Origin of the sequence: Frankia gtarii (assembly GCF_025403375.1) — a bacterium.
GTDB lineage: Bacteria > Actinomycetota > Actinomycetes > Frankiales > Frankiaceae > Frankia > Frankia gtarii.
In genome coordinates this window covers 1-18,462 of the sequence record NZ_JAMPTM010000015.1, presented here as the reverse complement: position 1 = coordinate 18,462, position 18,462 = coordinate 1, and the positions used below count along the sequence as shown (strand labels likewise).

15 protein-coding genes and 1 pseudogene are annotated in these 18,462 nt (G+C 71.3%); 5 read left to right on the top strand and 11 right to left on the bottom strand.

Features of this window, described 5'->3' with window-relative positions; translation table 11 throughout:
• Positions 1 to 23 precede the first annotated feature (23 nt).
• The 4 genes from NBZ83_RS04630 to NBZ83_RS04615 form a co-directional block, all read right to left on the bottom strand.
• The gene (locus NBZ83_RS04630; protein ID WP_261574397.1) at positions 24 to 2,435 is read right to left on the bottom strand and encodes a hypothetical protein; all 2,412 of its coding nucleotides are present in this window, start codon (positions 2,433 to 2,435) and stop codon (positions 24 to 26) included.
• A 113-nt stretch (positions 2,436 to 2,548) separates the two neighbouring features.
• The gene (locus NBZ83_RS04625; RefSeq protein ID WP_261574396.1) at positions 2,549 to 3,604 is read right to left on the bottom strand and encodes a polysaccharide pyruvyl transferase family protein; all 1,056 of its coding nucleotides are present in this window, start codon (positions 3,602 to 3,604) and stop codon (positions 2,549 to 2,551) included.
• A gap of 2 nt (positions 3,605 to 3,606) precedes the next feature.
• Positions 3,607 to 5,286, bottom strand: a complete 1,680-nt coding sequence (locus tag NBZ83_RS04620; protein ID WP_261574395.1) for a lipopolysaccharide biosynthesis protein — start codon at positions 5,284 to 5,286, stop codon at positions 3,607 to 3,609.
• A gap of 110 nt (positions 5,287 to 5,396) precedes the next feature.
• Positions 5,397 to 6,785: a glycosyltransferase family 2 protein gene (locus tag NBZ83_RS04615; protein WP_261574394.1), complete on the bottom strand. Its 1,389-nt coding sequence runs from the start codon at positions 6,783 to 6,785 to the stop codon at positions 5,397 to 5,399.
• A gap of 1,071 nt (positions 6,786 to 7,856) precedes the next feature.
• On the opposite strand from NBZ83_RS04615, the gene NBZ83_RS04610 reads away from it, so the two are divergent.
• Positions 7,857 to 8,705 (top strand): glycosyltransferase family 2 protein, encoded by an 849-nt coding sequence (locus tag NBZ83_RS04610; RefSeq protein WP_261574393.1) that lies wholly within the window; start codon positions 7,857 to 7,859, stop codon positions 8,703 to 8,705.
• Positions 8,702 to 9,703: a glycosyltransferase family 2 protein gene (locus tag NBZ83_RS04605; RefSeq protein WP_261574392.1), complete on the top strand. Its 1,002-nt coding sequence runs from the start codon at positions 8,702 to 8,704 to the stop codon at positions 9,701 to 9,703. The genes NBZ83_RS04610 and NBZ83_RS04605 overlap by 4 nt, the downstream gene beginning before the upstream one ends.
• A gap of 118 nt (positions 9,704 to 9,821) precedes the next feature.
• On the opposite strand, the gene NBZ83_RS04600 is transcribed toward NBZ83_RS04605, so the two are convergent.
• The 5 genes from NBZ83_RS04600 to fdxA form a co-directional block, all read right to left on the bottom strand.
• A complete protein-coding gene (locus NBZ83_RS04600; protein ID WP_261574391.1) occupies positions 9,822 to 10,562 on the bottom strand; it encodes a glycoside hydrolase family 16 protein in 741 nt (246 codons plus the stop codon).
• Between the two features lie 548 nt (positions 10,563 to 11,110).
• Positions 11,111 to 12,190 (bottom strand): succinyl-diaminopimelate desuccinylase, encoded by a 1,080-nt coding sequence (gene dapE, locus NBZ83_RS04595; RefSeq protein WP_261565009.1) that lies wholly within the window; start codon positions 12,188 to 12,190, stop codon positions 11,111 to 11,113.
• 53 nt (positions 12,191 to 12,243) lie between these two features.
• The gene (locus tag NBZ83_RS04590) at positions 12,244 to 13,086 is read right to left on the bottom strand and encodes a 2,3,4,5-tetrahydropyridine-2,6-dicarboxylate N-succinyltransferase (RefSeq protein ID WP_261556618.1); all 843 of its coding nucleotides are present in this window, start codon (positions 13,084 to 13,086) and stop codon (positions 12,244 to 12,246) included.
• 144 nt (positions 13,087 to 13,230) lie between these two features.
• Entirely contained in the window at positions 13,231 to 15,024 is a 1,794-nt protein-coding gene (gene dapC, locus NBZ83_RS04585; RefSeq protein ID WP_261565010.1) for a succinyldiaminopimelate transaminase, read from the bottom strand.
• A 59-nt stretch (positions 15,025 to 15,083) separates the two neighbouring features.
• On the bottom strand, positions 15,084 to 15,407 hold the full coding sequence (gene fdxA, locus NBZ83_RS04580; protein WP_011438232.1) for a ferredoxin: 324 nt from the start codon (positions 15,405 to 15,407) through the stop codon (positions 15,084 to 15,086).
• A gap of 85 nt (positions 15,408 to 15,492) precedes the next feature.
• Between fdxA and NBZ83_RS34235 the strand changes: the two are divergent.
• From NBZ83_RS34235 to NBZ83_RS04570, 3 genes and pseudogenes are all read left to right on the top strand, one after another.
• Positions 15,493 to 15,672: pseudogene (locus NBZ83_RS34235) on the top strand (putative acetyltransferase); the annotation flags it as partial.
• Between the two features lie 165 nt (positions 15,673 to 15,837).
• On the top strand, positions 15,838 to 15,969 hold the full coding sequence (locus NBZ83_RS04575; protein ID WP_261574390.1) for a hypothetical protein: 132 nt from the start codon (positions 15,838 to 15,840) through the stop codon (positions 15,967 to 15,969).
• Entirely contained in the window at positions 15,966 to 16,928 is a 963-nt protein-coding gene (locus NBZ83_RS04570; RefSeq protein ID WP_261565011.1) for a transglutaminase family protein, read from the top strand. Before NBZ83_RS04575 ends, NBZ83_RS04570 begins: the two co-directional genes overlap by 4 nt.
• A gap of 55 nt (positions 16,929 to 16,983) precedes the next feature.
• Here the strand turns inward: NBZ83_RS04570 and NBZ83_RS04565 are convergent, their stop codons facing one another.
• Positions 16,984 to 17,580 carry a flavin reductase family protein gene (locus NBZ83_RS04565; RefSeq protein WP_261565064.1) on the bottom strand — a complete coding sequence of 199 codons (597 nt, stop codon included), beginning with the start codon at positions 17,578 to 17,580 and terminating at the stop codon, positions 16,984 to 16,986.
• Positions 17,581 to 17,715: 135 nt separating this feature from the next.
• The coding region (locus tag NBZ83_RS04560) for a DUF6113 family protein (protein ID WP_261574389.1) at positions 17,716 to 18,462 on the bottom strand (747 nt) is incomplete at its 5' end.

Below are 18,462 nucleotides of genomic sequence, written 5' to 3'. Positions count from 1 at the left end.
CGTCCTGGAACGCCACGCGGCCATCAGGGCCGCCCCAGCGACGTGGTGGCCGCGGCCGGCCCGCTCGTGACGACGGCGTCCGCCCTGAGCGAGGGAGCCGGGGTCAGCCGGACGTTCTTCGACGCACCGACCGCGCTGGTGCCGGCCAGGGCGTAGATGCGCGTGTCGTTGTTGCGGTACCAGAGCCGGAACGAGGGCGACCGGGCCACGGCCGCCTCCAGCCGCCCGAGTGCGCCGGGCGGCGCGAGCTGGAACGTCCGGACGTAGGCGTCCCCGCTGTCGGCGAAGGCGAGGTACCCGCGGGTGGAGTACTTCCTGATCTCCGACACCACGGTGCTCACGTCCGCCGGACCCAGATCACGCCCCCGCAGGTCCGGGTTGAGCAACATATTCGGTTCGTCACCGTTCTTCATGTGGATGAACTCGTCATAGTTGGGCCCGTAGCTACGGGGAAAGTTGGGGGCGGCGCACATGAGCACGGAGCCCGACAGCGCGTGCCCGTAGAAGTAGTCGCTGGCCGCCACAGTGCCGGCCGGCATGTAGTTGAGTTCCTCCTGGCCGAAGAAGGCGGGCAGGAAGGCTCCTGTGCAGGCCAGGGCCACCACCCCGACCCGCCGTGCCCGCACCACCGGCACCCCCGGCCTCGCCGGCACCGCCGGCCTCGCCGACCTCGTCCCCGCTCCCGCCGGCACCGGCCGCGGCTCGCCCCGGACCATGCCGCTGGCGATGGCCAGCGCCGCCCAGGGCAGGGAGAACAGGTAGACCCGGAAGATCGCCTCGCCCCCGTAGTCCTGCCCGAAGACCAGGATCGCGGGCGAGATGAACAGCGGGCCGAGCACGCCGACCCCCGGCCGCCGGCGCATCCGGCCGCGCACGACCGCCGCGGCGGCCAGGAGCCAGACGAGCATCGACAGCGCGGTACCGGCCCGCGCGTGCAGTGCCTTCCCCGGTAGCGGCGTCGCACCGTAGGGGTCGACCCGCCGCAGGTTCTGCAACGGATCGGGCGAGGATGCGACCCCGAAATGGCTGGTGATGTAGGACAGGTTCGGGATCAGGAACGCGACGGCGAGCACCGTCATGAGGGCGACGAGCAGCCACGGCCGGACCAGGCCGGAGGCGACGAGCACCACCACGCTGACCACGATCAGGTACGGGGTGAGCTGGTGGGAGACCACCACGGCGGCCTGCAGCAGCACCGCGACGGCGATCGCCCAGCGGCGCGGTGTGGTCGCGTCGGCGGCGGCCGTCGCCCCCCGCCCCGGGGGCCGGCAGAACTCGACGAGCAGGCAGTAGATCGCGAGGGCAAGGGTGAGCGCGAGGCCCTGGGGGGCGAAGTAGCTCTGCCCGACCCAGTTGCCCGCGACGAACACGAGCGCGGCCACCCAGCCGAGACTCACCGAACGCAGGTACGACCGGCCGAGGCAGGACACCAGCAGCGCGGAGACGGAGACGAAGAAGACCTCCGCCCACTGCGCGAACACCAGGGGATCCGTCGTCCGGGTCAGCCCCGACAGGAATGCGGCCACCGCGAAGAAACCGGGCCACCGCTGGTAGATGTCGACGTTCCCGTCGAGGGAGTGGTGCGCCAGGATGTAGCGCGTCACGCCGACGTAGTTGTACACCCAGGAGTAATGGGGCACGGAATACACCAGTGGAGCCGTGCCGAAGAGCACGAACACGATCCCGAAGAGGTATCCGGCCGCCGCCGCCCGGTTGACCACGGGCCGGGTCAGCACGACGACCGCGCCCGCCAGCAGCAGCGCGAGCGCCAGATACCAGGTCGCCGGGAGCACGGTCAGCATGCCGTACTGCCCCATCCGCCCCGGATCCACCCGCCCGACGCTGACCGCGAACAGGACGGCGGCGAGGACGCCGGGACCCACGAGCAGCCCCACGGCGGCGGCCCGCGGCCGCGGCGACCCCGAACGCCCGCCGGCCTCGACGCCACCGGTGCGGCGCGCGATGGGTGCGGTGTGGACCCCGACGTTGCCCCGCGCAATGGGTTCGGTGGGGGCACCGATGCCGCCACGCGGGATGAATTCGGTCGGGGCGGCATCGGTGAGTGCAACCGCGACGGGCCGCCGCGCTTCGGCGCTCTCGGGTGCGGACCGGGATCGTCGCGCATTGACCAGGATGATCGCCACCGACAGCACGACCAGCACGGCGGCCACCGCGTCCGGCTGCCAGATCCGCAGCCACAGCAGCGCGCAGAGCACGACAGCCTCGACGGCGAGGCTCACGCACACGGCCAGGCCGGCCCAGAGCGCCCGATCCTTGATCACCACGAAGCTGAGAACGGCCGCACCCGGCAGGAGCAGGACCGCCGGGAGGATCCCGGCGGCCCGCAGGCCGCCGGGAGCACCGAGCGGCAGCAACACGAGACAGATCAGTCCCAGGCCGACCGCCAGGCGGGCGCGAACTCCGCTGATCTGCACGTGAACCTGTCTCCGCTGGGTGGATGCCGGGGGAAGCCGGGTGGATGCCGGGTGGATGTGACTGGCGCGACGGACAAGCCGACGCCGGGGATGGTCGGGGCGCGCCCGGGTGCCTACCCGGCGGCGTGGTCGAGGCCGAGCTGATCGCCGATGCGCGCCAGCGCCGCGCGCAGGGCCGCGCGGCGCGCGTCGACGGCGATCTGCAGCCGCATCACGTGGTCCGTGCGGTCCGCGTCGACCTTCTCCACCAGGTCGACGAGCGACTCGGCGTCGACCTCGTCCGTACGCAGGAGGAACCGCTCCTGGCCAAGGGAGGCCATGAAGTCGTCGCACTTGGGCTGGTAGCCGATGGCGATGGTCGGCACGGCCGCGCAGCAGGCCAGGATCGCCGCGTGCAGCCGCTGGGCCACGAGCACCGAGCAGCCGCGCACCGAGTGCAGGTAGGTGTCCGGATCGACGGTGACGTACACCTCGGTCCGGTCGGTCACCCCGGCGTCGGCCAGCAGCCGTTCGGTGTAGGCCCGGTCGCTGTCGTTGGCGAGGAAGGCCCGGAACTGCCAGCCGCGCCGGGCGAGCTGGCGCAGCGTACCGGCGAGCTCCCGGCCGACCCGTTCGGGATCGTGCCCCCACATGTCGTCGCCCCAGCCGACGTTGAGGCCGAGTACGCCCGCATCCACCGTCCGCGGCAGCGGACCAGGTTCGAGCAGCAGAGCCGGATCCCCCACGACCTCGCTGACCACTCCGATGGTCCCCAGCAGCTCCGCGGAGCGCGGTCCGCGCACGGTCACCCGGTCGAACTGCTCCAGCAGCGGTCGCCACCGGCGCAGCTCTCCATTCGCGGAGAACGAGTTACGACCCTGGAACACCGGGTCCTCGACGCCTGCACCGAGCATGTGGAACGGGCGGCGCCCCGCGAGCCGACCGCCGGTCAGCAGGTGTACCCGCCAGTTCTTGCGCCCGATCACTGTTCCGCCGCCGAGCAGCAGGGAGGCGTCCCGGAAACTCAGGTGCCGACGCTCCCGCAGATGGCCAGGGAGGTCCCCGGGATACAGCGGCAGGGCGGCGATCCGCGCCTGCGGGAGCGCCCGCCTGTACACGAGCTCGATCGCGTCGTCGCCGAGGTTTCCGCGACCGGCATAACCGAGATAGGCCAGTGCGACTTTCTGCATCTCTACAAGACCGTCCTCATATGATGATCCGAATGCGGCGATGCCAGCCGGTGATCCCGCCGGCCGGCCGGCCCGCTCAGCTCCGACGACGACCGCGAAGTGTCGAGCTCGCCGCCGGCACGCGCCGGATCGGCGACATGCTCCCGCGCGGACGGCGCCGCCGGCCCCGCGCTGCGGGCAGGCGATGCCGGTGGGCGCGGGCCGGACTGCCGGGGGTCGGGCAACGACGGCCGGCGCTCGATGAGCCAGGTCGTCTCGGGGTCGTGAAGGTACGGGTCCGGGTCCGAAAAGTACGGGTCGGGCTGCTCGGATACCACCAGGTCCAGTTCCGGGACATCGGCATAGGGCAGGGGCAGTACGGGCCGGCCCCGGCTGGGCGCAGGTTCCCGCAGCCCGGCGCGGGCAGGGTCGGATGCCGGCGACGGCCGGCGCAACGCCTTGACGTAGATCGGCACCACGGCCAAGGCAATCACCACGTGACAACCGAGGTATGCCAGCCCGATAGCGGTCAACCCGTGGGATCCGACGATCAACGCCGTCGTCAACAGGCAGGCGCTCACGGAACCCTGGATGGCCAGCAGCAGCCACGCCTTGCGCTGCACCCGGCTGATCGACACCGCCAGCAGGATCGTGGCCCGGAAAATGGCGCCCACCGCGAGGCACGCCAGTAGATTCGTCCCCTCGTGCGAGTACTCGCTGCCGAAGACGCCGAGCAGGGTGCCCGAGAAGATCGCCGTGAGCAGCGCGACCGGGACGATGAACGCCAGCAAGAACTTGACCATGCTGAGGATGTGAGCGCTGACCCGGGACGAATCCCGGGTGCCCTCGACGGTCAGGGACGCGGTGGCACCGCCCATGAGCTGGTCGAAGACCGAAACCAGGTTCCACGATGTGTAGAAGTACGCGGTGGCCTCGTAACCCAGCCGGGCGGAGACGATGACGGGCAGCAGGGTGGTGGCCGCGAGCTGGACCAGCCCACCGGCCATGTCGCCGATGATGTACCAGTCGGCCCGCCGTCGGGATCCGGCCGCCGCCGGCACCACCACGGGCAGTGGCCCGGTACGGTCGGGGAACCCCTTCCCCGGCAGCACCCGGCGCCAGATGAGCGCGTTGATGACGATGACGAGCAGGAAGACCGGTGCCGTCCAAGCGTAGAACAGGCCGGCGGAGATCCCGAGGGTGGCGAACGCAAAGAGCAGGACGAGCTTCGCCCCCGCGAAGAACGCGTTCTCGATCGGCACCCAGGGCGCCTTGCGAAGCCCGGCGAGCACCGAGTCCTGCAACGTGAACACGCACCAGAAGGCGACCGCGGCCACGAAGAACACCGAGAACCACGGGCTGAAGTCACCGAGGAACGTGCTGCGGCCGAACAGCGCCACGAAGCCCAGAGCGAGCACCGTCGCCAGCAGGCCGGACAGGGCGTACGCGTCTCGGATGATCTTCCGGCGGGGCTTCGCCGCCGCGGAGATGGTGGCCGGCAGGATGTTCTGCTGGTTGAGCTGGGCCAGCCCGGACAGCAGCAGCATCGTGGAGACGGCGGTAGAGGCGCGCCCCACGTTCTCGGGCGAATATTTCCAGGCGGCGATCGCCCAGAAGGCGATGCCGAGCACTCCGGTGATAGCCGTGGACGCCATCAGCAGGATCGCGTTGCGCAGCAACGGCGAACGCAGGATCCCCGTCACCGAGGCGACTGCCCGCAGAGGGGCGAACCGCGGACGGGATCTGATCCGGGCATGGCGCGGGCGGGATTGTTCCCGCCCGCGCTCGACGGGGCGCTCAGGGCTACTCCGCTTCACCTCGCGTGGTCCTCCGCTTCACCTGGCCTACTCTGGTCGCCGCGACGGAGCTGGGCGCGACGCGCCTGCGCGTACGCGAACGGTCCCGAGGCGACGCCGAGCACCTCGGTCAGCACCAGCTCGGCGGGGAAACGCGGCCCGCGGCTGACGTTCTTCGACGACCGCGGAAGCAGGAGGAACAGCAGCCCGGCAGGTACCCGGCGCATGATCTCCAGGAGGTCCCGGGGGCTGGCCGCGGCCTGGGCCAGCAGCATCGCGGACAGCCCGGTGCCGTAGTTGCGGAGCTGGTCGAGGAGCTCGCCGTACTGCTGACGATGGGTGTGGTAAACGATCGCCGACGGCTCGTAGACGATCCGATGACCGGAGCGGATGGTCCGAGTAAACAGTTCAAGATCCTCTCCGGCGTGCGTCGGCGTGCCGGGTCCGAGGATCTCGTTGAAGCCACCGAGCTCGCGGACGGTGTCCGCGTCGAAGGCGACGTTGTTGCCAGAACCGAAGGCGCCGGCGGCGTATGGGTAGAGGGCGCTCGCCCGGGTCCAGCGGTCGTAGATCCTCCGCTCGAACCCCTTTCCGAAGCCGCCGTACTGCTCGAACCAGATCTGCGCCGAGGTCGTCAGTTCGTCGGGCAGCACCAGACCGGTCACACAGCCGACGTCGGCCGCGGCGTCGAACCCGCTGAGGATCGCCGGAAGCCAGTGCTGGTCGACCTGGGTGTCGTCGTCGAGGAAGGCGATGGCACGCCCCCCGGCCGCGGCGAGCCCGGTGTTTCGCGCGCGGGCCGCGCCCCGGCGTGGCTCGCACAGGTAGCGGAAACGCCCGTCGGACCGGCCGACCGTCTCGACAAGATCCCTGGTCGCGGCGGTGGCCGGGGCGTTGTCGACGATCAGGAACTCGATATCGGTGGCAGCTACCGCGCGCAGGGAGGTGATCAGCCGACCGAGGCTCGCCGGCCGGTCGCGGGTCGGGATGACCACGCTGGCCGGGCTGCGCCGCTCGTGCACGGAGACCGGCCAGGCATGGGAGCACTCGTGCTGATCCAGCCGCTGCTTTTTGACCAGCAGGGGTACCTCGACCGCGTTGCCGTCCCCGCTGTCCGGGATCTCGAGCTGCCCGACCGGGACACCATGACAGCGGACCAGCACCCGGACCTCGCCGAAGACGGCCTGTGGGCGACCGACCGCCGCCCTGGCCGTCAGTAGCGCGGTGGTCAGCTCGTATTCCGCGATCCGGACGGGCCGGCCGGCGTCCGGCTCCTGGCCGACGACTCGATGACGCCCCTGCACCCGCGAGCACAGGACCGCGAGCCGGTGCCAGGCCACGAGGGTGGTGAGAAGTCGCCGCGCGAGTGACGACGGAGGTTCGGGATTCGCGCCGGGCCCGGTCACGGACCTGGACGCATTGGTGGCAAGGGCATCTGCCGACGGGGACGAGATGGAGGCGCCGTCGACGCACGAGGGAAGCGTGACACTATTGGCCTTGATGGCCGCGGGAATGTGCTCTTGACCACACATCTGAGGTTCGTCCGTTGGATTCGGCGTCGCGCAGGCGCTTTCGGCCTGCCTGAGAGAACAGCGAGGTGCAACCAGAGCGGTCGGACTTTCCGACGCCGTGCGGGATGACAGATTGGAACGCTCCGCGCCGCCTTGCCGATCAAATTCGAGCATGCTGAAGCCAGCCCCCAAATCGACCAACGGCAGAGATCCGCCATGGGCAATTTTGACCATTTCTACCCTAATGGCGGTAATAAAGTATTTATGCGCGAAGTGTCCGCCCCCGAACCAGCCCCCCAGCCTTCGGAAGGTGGCGTCCCAGGCTTCCATGCCCTTTTGCGTATACGCCACCCGTTCCGGTCATGCTAGCACGACGGTGGGCCCCCGCCGGAGGCCGGACGCCCAGGACCGGATCCACCCAAGACCACGTAACCGCCGGTAAGCGGGCTTCACGCGCTTGTTACGCAGCAGACCCGGTCAGTTCTCTTGCGGGCCCCACGATCGACTTGGTCCGCCCCCGACCCGGCGTCCCGCGCCCGACCAGGCCGGGCGGCCATCATCTAGAGATTCTAGTTACACATCGACCGTTCACCTTGCCGACCGGTCGATCTGATGGTTAGCGCGCGGGTTCCAATGCCGCCGCCCACCGGCCTTTGCTCCAGTCGAAACAATCGCGATCCGACTGGCATCACAAAGCGTGATCGAGCCATGGCATGTGCGGAACCTTCGAGGGGATCGACGGACCGGTAGCCCCGAGCACCGGGTCCTGCTATTGTTCACCGAGGGTATGTGGTGTGCGCCAAGAACCGGCGACGGCCGGCAGGGGGGCCCGAGGCACGGGGAGAGTTTCAGCCTCCATCCACAGCATTCCTCCGCGGCGGACTCCGGCTGTCGAGGTTCCTGCAGCGCATAGCGCCCACGGCCCTTCGCACGGGGGGCACCAAGTTTCCATGGGGGGAAACACTCATGTCGTCAACGCAGCATCGACCGACCGTAAGCGTCATCATTCCGACGCTCAATGAGGCCCGCAATCTGGCGCATGTCTTCGCGCGGTTGCCAGCCGACGTGGAGATCGTGGTCGTCGACGGACGATCGACAGACGGAACGGTGGAGGTCGCCCGCCGCCTGCGTCCGGACGTGGTCGTCGTGAACCAGACCCGGCGCGGGAAGGGCAACGCGCTGGCGTCCGGGTTCGCGGCCGCCACCGGCTCGATCATCGTCATGCTCGATGCTGACGGCTCAGCCGACCCGGGCGAGATCGACGCGTACGTGTCGGCGCTCGTCCTCGGCGCGGACTTCGCCAAGGGCTCACGCTTCTGCGCCGGCGGCGGGAGCGGCGACATCACCAGGCTGCGCGCTCTGGGTAACCGGATTCTCAACGGCCTGGTGAACCTGCTCATCGGCAGCCGCTACACCGATCTGTGCTACGGGTACAACGCCTTCTGGCGTCGGTGCCTGCCCGTCCTGGAGATGGACCCGGGCCCGTCGGATTCGGTGAAGCGTTGGGGCGACGGATTCGAGATCGAGACTCTCATCAACATGCGGGTTGCCCTCGCCGGCCTGCGTGTGGTCGAGGTGCCCAGCTACGAGCACCACCGGATCCACGGCGTCAGCAACCTCAACGCCGTCTCCGACGGTATGCGGGTGCTACGCACGATCCTCGTCGAGCGGCGCGGGAAGGGTCGACTGCGACCGCACGCCACCGTCCTGCCGCATCCGCTACTCGAGATCCCGGAGCAGCCTCAGCCGCGGGGCGTCGCCGACGGTCCCCCCACGTTGGTCACCAACTCCGCGACGCAGTTGGAGAGCGCGTGACCCAGAACCTGACCGACGACATCCGGAGCCTCGGGGTCAAGGACGTCGAGGCCACTGCGGCCGCACGCCGCCCCGCCGGTGAGCGACCGAGCGCCTCGGTGGTCGTCTGCTGCTACACCGAGGCACGCTGGCACGACCTGTGCGGAGCCGTCGACAGCGCCCGCGCGCAACTCGCGGCCGGAGACGAACTGGTCCTCATCGTCGACAACAACGACGCGCTCCTGCGACGCGCCGGGACGGCCATGCCGGACGTGACGGTCGTGCCGAGCACCGGCCCGCGCGGCCTGTCCGGCGCCCGCAACACCGGTATCGCCGCCACTACATGCGACGTTGTCGTGTTCCTCGACGACGACGCACGGGCGGAGCCCGGCTGGCTCGACCGCATGCTTGCGCCCTACGCGGATCCCCAGGTCATGGGCGTCGGCGGAGCGGCCCTGGCGGCCTGGCCGACTGATCGGCCGGGCTGGTTCCCGCCCGAGTTCGACTGGGTGGTCGGATGCAGCTATACGGGGCTGCCCACCTCCCGCGCCCCCGTGCGCAACCCGATCGGCGCCTCCATGTCGTTCCGGCGCTCGGCCTTTGAAGCGGTCGGCGACTTCACCGAGGGCATCGGCCGCACCGGAACCGACCCGATGGGCTGCGAGGAGACCGAGTTCGGGATCCGCCTACGCCAGTCCAACCCGGACGCGGTCGTCCTGTACGAACCCGGCTCGGTGGTCGCCCATCGCGTGACCACCGAGCGGGCGACGTTCACCTACTTCCGGCGACGCTGCTACGCCGAGGGGCTGTCGAAGGCCCGGGTCGCCGACCTCGTCGGCCAGGAATCGGCCCTGGAGGCCGAGCGCGCCTACGTGAGTCGGATTCTCCCACGAGCCGTCTGGCGCGACCTGACCGGCGGCGGTCACCGCGCCCGCGCGGCGGCCGTCGTCTTCGGGGTGGCCGCGACCTCCTTCGGCTATGTGCGGGGCCGGCTGGGTCTGCGCCACGTCGCGAGCTGAGAAGAAGCACAGAGAAGGGGTGCCTCGAGCCGTCGGATTCGGCTCCCGGCCCCCTTTCTTTTTCCCGAGTCGGCTCCCCGAGTCGGCACCGCGGGAGAGTCCGCGGCGGTGAGCGCCTTCAGAGCAGTGTCGACGGGGCGCGATATACTTTGATCCAATCAACGTACATCGACACGGTGGGCGGCGTCTGCGCGTCACGGCATGGAATGAGCTGGAAACAGCCGCGGTCATGTTGCAGCGTCATGTGCATCGGCTTGCTCGGAATCATGTTGCGTTCGCGTGAACTCGTCGGCCGAGTGACGGTCCAGACAACCTGGCCATCGAGGTAGTAGGTGAGCTGGTTCGGCAGCCACTCCACCCCGACGGTGTGCCACTGGGTGAAATCCGCGTGAACCTTGTTCTCTATCTGCCGGTTGTCGCTGCCGAGATGCAGGAAGTTGCCGCCGACCTGCCGCTGAGGGTCCGGCACCTCGACGATGTCGATCTCACCGTCCGTCGGCCAGTTTTCCGACTGCGGCCAGAGCAGGACGACCGCCGAGTATCCCGAACCGCGTTCGGCCCGAACCCTCGCCTCCCAGCGGCCGTACTGAAGATTGATGCGGCTTGCCACACCCCCCGAGACGTCCCGCCCGGCGGAATCGATCCAGCCGGTGAGGCGCAGCGCGCCAGCCGAGACGGCAACATTCGCCGGTGAACGGGGCATCAACTTGACCTGTGGTGAATCGTAGACCACCCATCGGCGCGTATCGAGCGCGGTTCCGTTGAAGGAATCGGCCAGAACCGGGGTCCCCCACACCGGATTCGGCGGATCCGTCGCCGCCGTGTCCGCCGTACCGCCGGTGGGCGTGGGCGCAGGCACCGGCGACGCGGATCCCACCGATGAAGTTGGCGCTTTGTTGTGAGATTTCGCCGGTGCGGCCGGTGCGGCCGGTGCGGGCGACGCCGGCCCGCCGGAGCTGGCCGAGCCCCCGCCGGTCCCTCCGTGCTCGCCGCTCCCGATCGCCACCGGCCCACACGCGGCCACCAGCAGCAACAGAACCAGGGAGAGGCGGCGGCCGGGCGGGTGAACGGACCTTCTCATGACAACCCCCGTTGTGGACCTTTCACGGCGCCTCGCAGCTTCCGCCGATGCCGCGACGACCAGCCGCTCGTCGCGTGGTGATGTCCCGCCGTCACAAAATGCCAGTCTGGGAATCTGACGTGACCCACCGAGATTAGCCGAGAGCACTCATTTTACCGTGAGCCAGATCGACGCCGGCAGCCAGTGGTCGGGATTGCGGATCTAGCGGTGACCGCCCGAATGTCGGTGTTGCGAGGGCTACACGCACCCCCGCCGCCGACCCCGCTCGAACCAGCGCCCAGCGGCCCGCGGCGGTCAGGCGGTCAGGCGGTCAGGCGGTCAGGCGGTCAGGCGGTCAGGTAACGGCGTAGCAGCCGTTCGCCCTCATCGATCGCGGCGAGCTCGACGTACTCGTCGCGGGTATGGGCGAGGTTCGGGTCGCCCGGGCCGTAGTTCAGCGCCGGGATGCCGAGCTCGGCGAAGCGCGCAACGTCCGTCCAGCCGTACTTCGCCACCGGGACCCGGCCGGTGGCGGCGACGAAGGCGGCCGCGGCCGGAGCGGCCAGCCCGGGCGGCGCGCCGCCCGCCCGGTCGGTCAGCTCCAGGTCAAAGCCGTCGAAGACCTCCCGGACATGGGCGAAGGCCGCGTGCGGCGTCCGATCCGGCGCGAAACGGAAGTTCACCGTGACCCGGCACAGGTCGGGGATCACGTTGCCGGCCACGCCGCCGTCGATGCGGACCGCGGACAGCCCCTCGCGGTAGGTGCACCCGTCCAGCGTCACCGTCCGGGCCTGGTACTCGCCCAGGCGACGCAGGACCTCGCCCGCCTTGTGGATGGCGTTGTCGCCAAGCCAGGAGCGGGCGGAGTGCGCCCGGGTGCCGGGCAGCGTGACGACGGCGCGCAGCGTGCCCTGGCAGCCGGCCTCCACCTCGCCGGAGGTCGGCTCCATGAGGATGGCGAGATCCGCGTCCAGCCAGTCCCGGTGCCGCTCGGCGAGGCGGCGCAGCCCGTTGCGGTCGGCGGTGACCTCTTCGTTGTCGTAGCAGATCCAGGTGACGTCGTGCCGGAGCGCGCCAGCACCGGCGCCGGTGAGCGCAAGGGTGGCCGCCAGCCGAAGCGCGATCGCCACGCCCGCCTTCATGTCGGACGTGCCGCAGCCGTAGAGACGCCCGTCCACCACCCGCGCCGGCAGATTGTCCGCCAGCGGGACCGTGTCCAGATGCCCGGCGAGCAGGATTCGGGACGGCCGGCCCAGGAAGGTCCGGGCCACCACGGCGTCACCGTCCCGCTCGACCCGCAGCCCGTCGACCGCCGCGAGAGCCCTCTCCACCGCGTCCGCCAGCGGAGCCTCCCCGCCGCTCACGGACGGCACGTCGACGAGCTGCCGGGTGAGCTCGCCGACCGGGGCGGTGAGATCCAGATCCATACCGACGACCCTACGGCCCGCGCGCCGACGCACCGCGCCCGACGAGGCGGTGGTCAGCCGGCGATGCCGTGCTCGCGCAGGACGTCGTTCAGCGCCAGCTTGTCGTGGATCTCGCCCTCGGCGAGGGTGCGCAGCACCAGGATGCACGGCATGGCGAACTCCCCGCCGGGAAACGACTTCAGCCGGCTGGAACCGACGGCGACCGCCCGCTCGGGGATCTCGCCGCGCGGGTACTCCTCGCCGGTGGTCGCGTCGAAGACGTGGGTGGACGCGGTCAGGATCCCGCCGGCGCCGAGCTTGGCGCCGCGGCGCACCCTGGCTCCGTCGACGACCATGCACCGACTGCCGACGAAGGCGTCGTCCTCGACGACGACCGGGACCGCGTTCGGCGGTTCGAGCACGCCGCCGAGCCCGACCCCGCCCGAGAGGTGCACGTTGCGGCCGACCTGGGCGCAGGACCCGACGGTCGCCCAGGTGTCGACCAGAGTGCCCGCGCCGACATAGCCGCCGATGTTGGTGTAGCTGGGCATGAGGATCGCGCCGGGCTGGACGTGCGCACCCCAGCGGACGATGGCCCCCGGCACCACCCGGACGCCGTCGAAGCGGGTCTTCAGCGGCATCCGGTCGTGGTAGTGGAAGTCCCCGGCGGCCGACTCGGCCATCGGTAGAACCTTGAAGGACAGCAGGATCGCCCGCTTTGCCCGCTCGTCGACGACGACCGAGCCGTCCGCGGCGACGGTCGCGACGCGGGCGACCCCGGCGTCGATGGCGTCGACGGCCGCGACGACGGTCTTACGGGCGTCGGCGTCGTCAGGGGTCAGGTCGGCCCGGCGATCCCACAGTTCGTCGACGATGGGATCGATCGGGGAGTCGAAAGTCGTGTTGGGTGCGGTCACAGGCCCGACCTTATGAGGTCGGCCGCGATGGCGGCCACGCTATGGCTGCGTCCGTCCCCCACCAGCCCGTCGATGCGAAGCTCGCGGGGTCGATCCTGACGGCAGCGGCGGCTGCTGCGGCCGGCCCACCGGCCGGCCGCAGCGTCAGCGAATGTCCGGCTCGCCGTTCCACGGACCGCCGGCGGCGTGGCGGCCGGCCCCGGAGGGCGGGCCCTGGCCGGTCGGCGGGTCGTCGTAGTCAGCCGGCCGGTCGTAGCCCGCGGAGTCCTCGTAGCCACCCGCGTCGTCATATCCGACCTGGCTGTCGCGGCGGGTCGACTCCTCGTAGCCGCCCGGGCGGGCGCCGTGGGCGGAATGCCGTCCGTAGCGCGGGGAGCGCTCGTAGCCAGGCTGCCCCTCATAGCCAGGCTGGCCCTCGTAACCAGGCTGGCCCTCGTAACCAGGCTGCCCCTCATAGCCTGGTTGGCCCTCGTAACCAGGCTGGCCCTCATAGCCTGGTTGGCCCGGCTGGCCTTGGCGACCCAGCTGCCGCGCGTGACCCGGCTGCCGCTCGTAGCCAGGCTCGCCCTGGTAGCCGGGCTGCCCCTGATAGTTGGGCTGCCCCTCGTAACCGGCTGTGCCCTCGTAACCGGGCTGCCCCTCGTAGCCCGCCGGCCGCTGCTCGTACACGGGCCGGGTCTCGTAGGACGCCGCGGACTCGTAACGCGCCCGCCCCGGCCCGGCCGGGTAACCCGGGGCCGGGGGATATCCACCCGGCTGGCCGCCGTATCCGGCCGGGGGCCCGGACTGCGGGTAACCACCGCCGGCCGGCGGGCCACCGACCGGCCCGGTCTGGTGCGACCCCGTGCCGGGATGGCCCGCCACGACCGCCGGCGCCAGCATGGTCATCCGCTCGGGGACCGTCGCCACCTGGGAGTCCGGCGCCGTGAGGGCGACCCGGACGTGCTGGCGCCCGGCCTCTCCGTAGAACGTGCCCGGAGCGACCAGCACGCCGACCCCGGCGAGGGCGTCGACCGTGGCCCACGCGTCCTCGCCACGGGTGGCCCACAGGTACAGGCCGGCCTCGCTGTGATCGATGGTGAAGCCCGCGACCGCCAGCGCGGCCGCGAGCACCGCCCGCCGGTTGGCGTAGCGGGCCCGCTGGTCGGCGACGTGCATGTCGTCGGCGTAGGCGGCGGCCATCGCCGCCGCCACCGGCGTCGGCATCATGAAACCGGCATGCTTGCGGACCCCGAGCAGGCCCTCGACGAGCGCCGGGTCACCGGTGACGAAGCCGGCCCGGTAGCCCGCGAGGTTCGATCGTTTCGACAGGGAGTGCACCGCGAGCAGGCCCTCGTGCGAACCGCCGCAGACGTCCGGATGCAGCACCGAGACGGGCCGGCTCTCCCAGCCCAGCTCGATGTAGCACTCGTCGCTGGCGACGATGACACCCCGCTCGCGGGCCCAGGTGACCACGGCCCGCATCTCGTCGATCGTCAGCACCCGGCCCGTCGGGTTTCCGGGCGAGTTCAGCCAGACGAGCGTCACCCCGTCCGCGGGGCCGATGACCGGCTCGCAGCGAGCCAGCAACGCCCCGACCTCGTAGGTCGGGTAGGCCGGCGTCGGTACCCAGACCCGGTCCCCTGGTTCGAGACCGAGCTGCCCCGGGAGCTGGGCGACCAGCTCCTTGGTACCGAGCACCGGCAGGACGGCCCCCGGATCGACGAGGACGCCGAGCCGGCGGGCCAACCAGCCCGCCGCCGACTCTCGAAGATCCGGGGTGCCGCTTGTCAACGGATAGCCCGGAGCATCCGCGGCACCGGCCAGCGCCTGCTGGACGACGACCGGTGTGGAGTCGACCGGAGTCCCGACCGAGAGGTCGACGAGCCCGTAGGGGTGCGTGCGGGCCTTCTCCTTGAACGAGACGAGCTGGTCCCAGGGGAAGTCGGGCAGCCGCACCCGGGAACGGGCAGGTGACCGCAGGACTCCGGAGGTGTTGCCCGACCGCCCAGCGCCGCTCAGGACTCGCCCTGGGGGGCCAGCGCGGCGACCGTCGGCGGGTCGAAGTCCAGTGCGCCGACCTTCGAGGCACCGCCCGGCGAACCGAGCTCCTCGAAGAAGTTCGCGTTGGTGTCGGTGTACCCCTTCCACTGATCGGGGACATCGTCCTCGTAGTAGATGGCCTCCACCGGGCAGACGGGTTCACATGCTCCGCAGTCGACGCACTCGTCGGGCTGGATGTAGAGCATCCGTCCGCCCTCGTAGATGCAGTCGACCGGGCACTCTTCGATACAGGCCCTGTCCTTGACATCGACGCAGGGCTCCGCGATGACGTAGGTCACCGGTTGTTCCTCCTCGGGCTCGCGGGCGACTGAGTCCTTAGTATCGACATGGACAGTTCCGTGTCGACAACAAGGGCGTGCACTGGTGGTGTATGTCGTCCGCATCACTCAGGCCGACATCGGCGCGCGAGTCATGATCCGCAGGCGCATCCCGGGTCCGATACCTCTCAGTGACGTTCTCGGGACATTGCGGTCATGGTCAGCGCACGTACTGACGGTCGAAACGGCGGAGGGCACACGCGTCCAGATTACCGAGGATGACGTGGTCGCGGCACGCGTCATACCCCCTCGCCCCCCCGCGCGGCGACCACGCGCCGGCGCGGATGCCCAGGTCCCGACCGCGCCAGGTCGCCTGGAGGCCGCATCGGACATACCGGCTCCGGGCACCATCGTCCGAACCCGGCCGGTCCGACGCGCGACAATCCCAGACATGACGGAACAGGGCACTGCGCCGAACCCGGCCCCGGGGACGGCGACCGAGACTACCGGCGGGCAGGCGGCGTCCCCGAGCGACGCCGGCAGCGACGCCGGCAGCGACGCCGGCGAGGCGGCGCGCGGATGAGCGCCCGCGGCCGCAGCCGATTCGCCGAGGTCATCCGGCGCGAGCCCGTCGACCTGGCCGTCGCCTGCCACCTGCTCGCCGCCGAGGCGGACGCGACCGCCGACGACACCGACGCCGCGGCCACCCTCGAGGCCCTCAACGCCCTCGCCGCCCGCGCCCGCCCGCTGCTCGCCGCCCGGGCCACCGCCAGCCGGGGTTTCCCGAGGGTGGAGCGAGGCACCCCCCCGCCGGCCGGTGGCGTCGAGGGGGGGCAGGGGCAGCCGGGGGCCGGCGCCGACCCGGCCGGCCGGGTCGGCGAGCCGCGCCGCTTCGGCGCCCTTGATCCACGAACCGCGGCGGAGGCCCTACACGAGGCACTCGGGCTCGATGCCGGCTTCGCCGGTTCCGAGGGCGACTACGACGATCTGCGTTCCTCGTTGCTGCCCGACGTGCTGCGCCGCCGCCGGGGCCTGCCGATCCTGCTCTCCGTCGTCTGGCTGGAGGTGGCCCACCGGCTCGGGGTCGCCTCCTACCTGGTCGGGCTGCCGGGCCATGTGGTCGTCGCCGTCGGCTCGCCCGAGGACTTCGTGCTCGTCGACCCGTTCGCGGCCGGCCGGCTGCTGACCATCCACGATGCCGCGGCGAAGGTCCGCGCGGCCGGGGTCGCGTTCAACCGGGCGCACCTGGCCCCGATGGATCCCCAGGACGTGCTGACCCGCATCCTCGGCAACGTCCGCATCCTCGCCGCCCGTTCGGACACGCCGCGGACCCGGCTGTGGGCCGTCGAGCTCTCGCTACTGCTCCCGCACCACCCGGCGAGCCTGCGCCGCGAGCGCGGCGAGCTGCGCGTGCGGCTCGGCGATTTCCTCGGCGGCGCGATCGACCTGACGGCCTTCGCCGACACGGTGGCCGAGGTGGAGCCGGCCGCGGCCGCCGCCGCCCGCCAGGCTGCCGCGGCGGCCCGCGCCCGCCTCAACTGAGGCGGTATCAACCCGGCCCGGTTGCAGCTCGGCCCGGTTGCAGCTCGGCCCGGTTTCAGCCGGCCCGCTCGGTGCCACCGTCCTGGGCGGGGACCGGCTCGCGGGACGGCGCGGTGTCGAGGTATTTCCCCTCGAAGAAGACGAGCGGGGCGGCGTCGTCACGAGACTGCGCGAGCGACACCACCTCGCCGATGACCAGGGTGTGATCCCCGCCGAGGTGGGTCGACACCGTCCGGCACTCGAAGACCGACAGGGCGCCGTCGAGCAGGACGACCCCGGTCTGCTCCCCGAGCGTGTGCGGCCACTGGGCGAACATGTCGCCGGACTGTTCGTAGGCATGCCGGGCGAAGAACCCTGCGGCCTCGGCCATGTCGGCGGCCAGCACCGAGACACCCCAGACCCCGGCCGCCAGCAGCGGGGCGTGGAACCGGGCGTCGCGGCGGATGCTCACCAGCACCAGCAGCGGGTCGAGGGAGACCGAGACGAACGAGTTCGCCGTCATCCCGAGGTGGCGCCCCTCGGGGGCGGCAGGGGTGGTGAGAACCGTCACACCAGTGGCGAACCGGCCGATCGCCCGGCGGAAGTCACCCGCGTCCAGGGGGAGCCGAACGGCGGGCGAACCACTGCGGATCTCCTGCGGCGGGCTGCCCACCCGGCTCACGCTACCGCCGCGATCCCCGGCTGTACCCCCGGAAGCAGGAGCCGGTGACATCTCGCACAGAGTTCTGACGTTCCGCTGTTGCGGGCGTGCACCGGTACGGCCGGCAGGGAACGTCCCGGCGCCCGGTCAGCGCGGGGGCGGGAGCACGGTGAACCCGCGGCGCGCCCCGCCGAGGACCGCCACGACGATCGGGCTCAGGCCGCCGAGCAGCAGAAACGCATACGCGGTGGCGCTGGATTGCAGCAGCAGGTCACCCTCGGGGCGGGAGGCGGCGAGCAGCAGCACCACCGGCATCCAGCCGATCAGCACCGTCGCCGGCCCCAGCCGGGTACCGGTCAGCCAGCGCACCAGCAGCGCCGCCGCCCCGTTGCCCACCAACGCCAGCAGCAGTCCGACGGACAGCAGCGTGCCGCCCGGGCGAGGGCCGTCGGGGACGAGAAAGACGCCGTAGAGGCCCAGCCCGACACCGAGGACGACCCCCAGCGCGTAGGAGAATCCGAGGAAGACCCGGCCCGGCTCCGGTTCGGCCGGCGGCGCCGCGATACCAGCGCCACCCCCGGACTTGGCTCCCCCTGGGGACTTGGCACCGCTCGCGGACTTGGCACCACCCCCGGACTTGGCACCACCCCCGGACTTGGCACCGCTCGCGGACCTGGCACCGCTCGCGGACCTGGCGCCCTGGGCCGGGCCCGCCCCCGGTTGCCCGGACGGCCGGGATGACTCGGACGAGCGCGACGAAGGCGGCGTCCGACGGGGACCGGTACCGGGGCGGGCCATGCTCCGACAGTAGGACATGATGCGCCACAATCGCCTGGGCAGTCCGCCCGCATCCCCCCACCGGGCGGCGGATTGCGACGCCGGCCACGCCCCGCC

Excerpts from the sequence above, each read along its gene's own strand:
- NBZ83_RS04625 (WP_261574396.1), bottom strand. The coding sequence starts at position 3,604 with ATGCAGAAAGTCGCACTGGCCTATCTCGGTTATGCCGGTCGCGGAAAC.
- NBZ83_RS04610 (WP_261574393.1), top strand. The coding sequence starts at position 7,857 with ATGTCGTCAACGCAGCATCGACCGACCGTAAGCGTCATCATTCCGACG.
- dapE (WP_261565009.1), bottom strand. The coding sequence starts at position 12,190 with ATGGATCTGGATCTCACCGCCCCGGTCGGCGAGCTCACCCGGCAGCTC.
- NBZ83_RS04575 (WP_261574390.1), top strand. The coding sequence starts at position 15,838 with ATGACGGAACAGGGCACTGCGCCGAACCCGGCCCCGGGGACGGCGACC.
- NBZ83_RS04570 (WP_261565011.1), top strand. The coding sequence starts at position 15,966 with ATGAGCGCCCGCGGCCGCAGCCGATTCGCCGAGGTCATCCGGCGCGAG.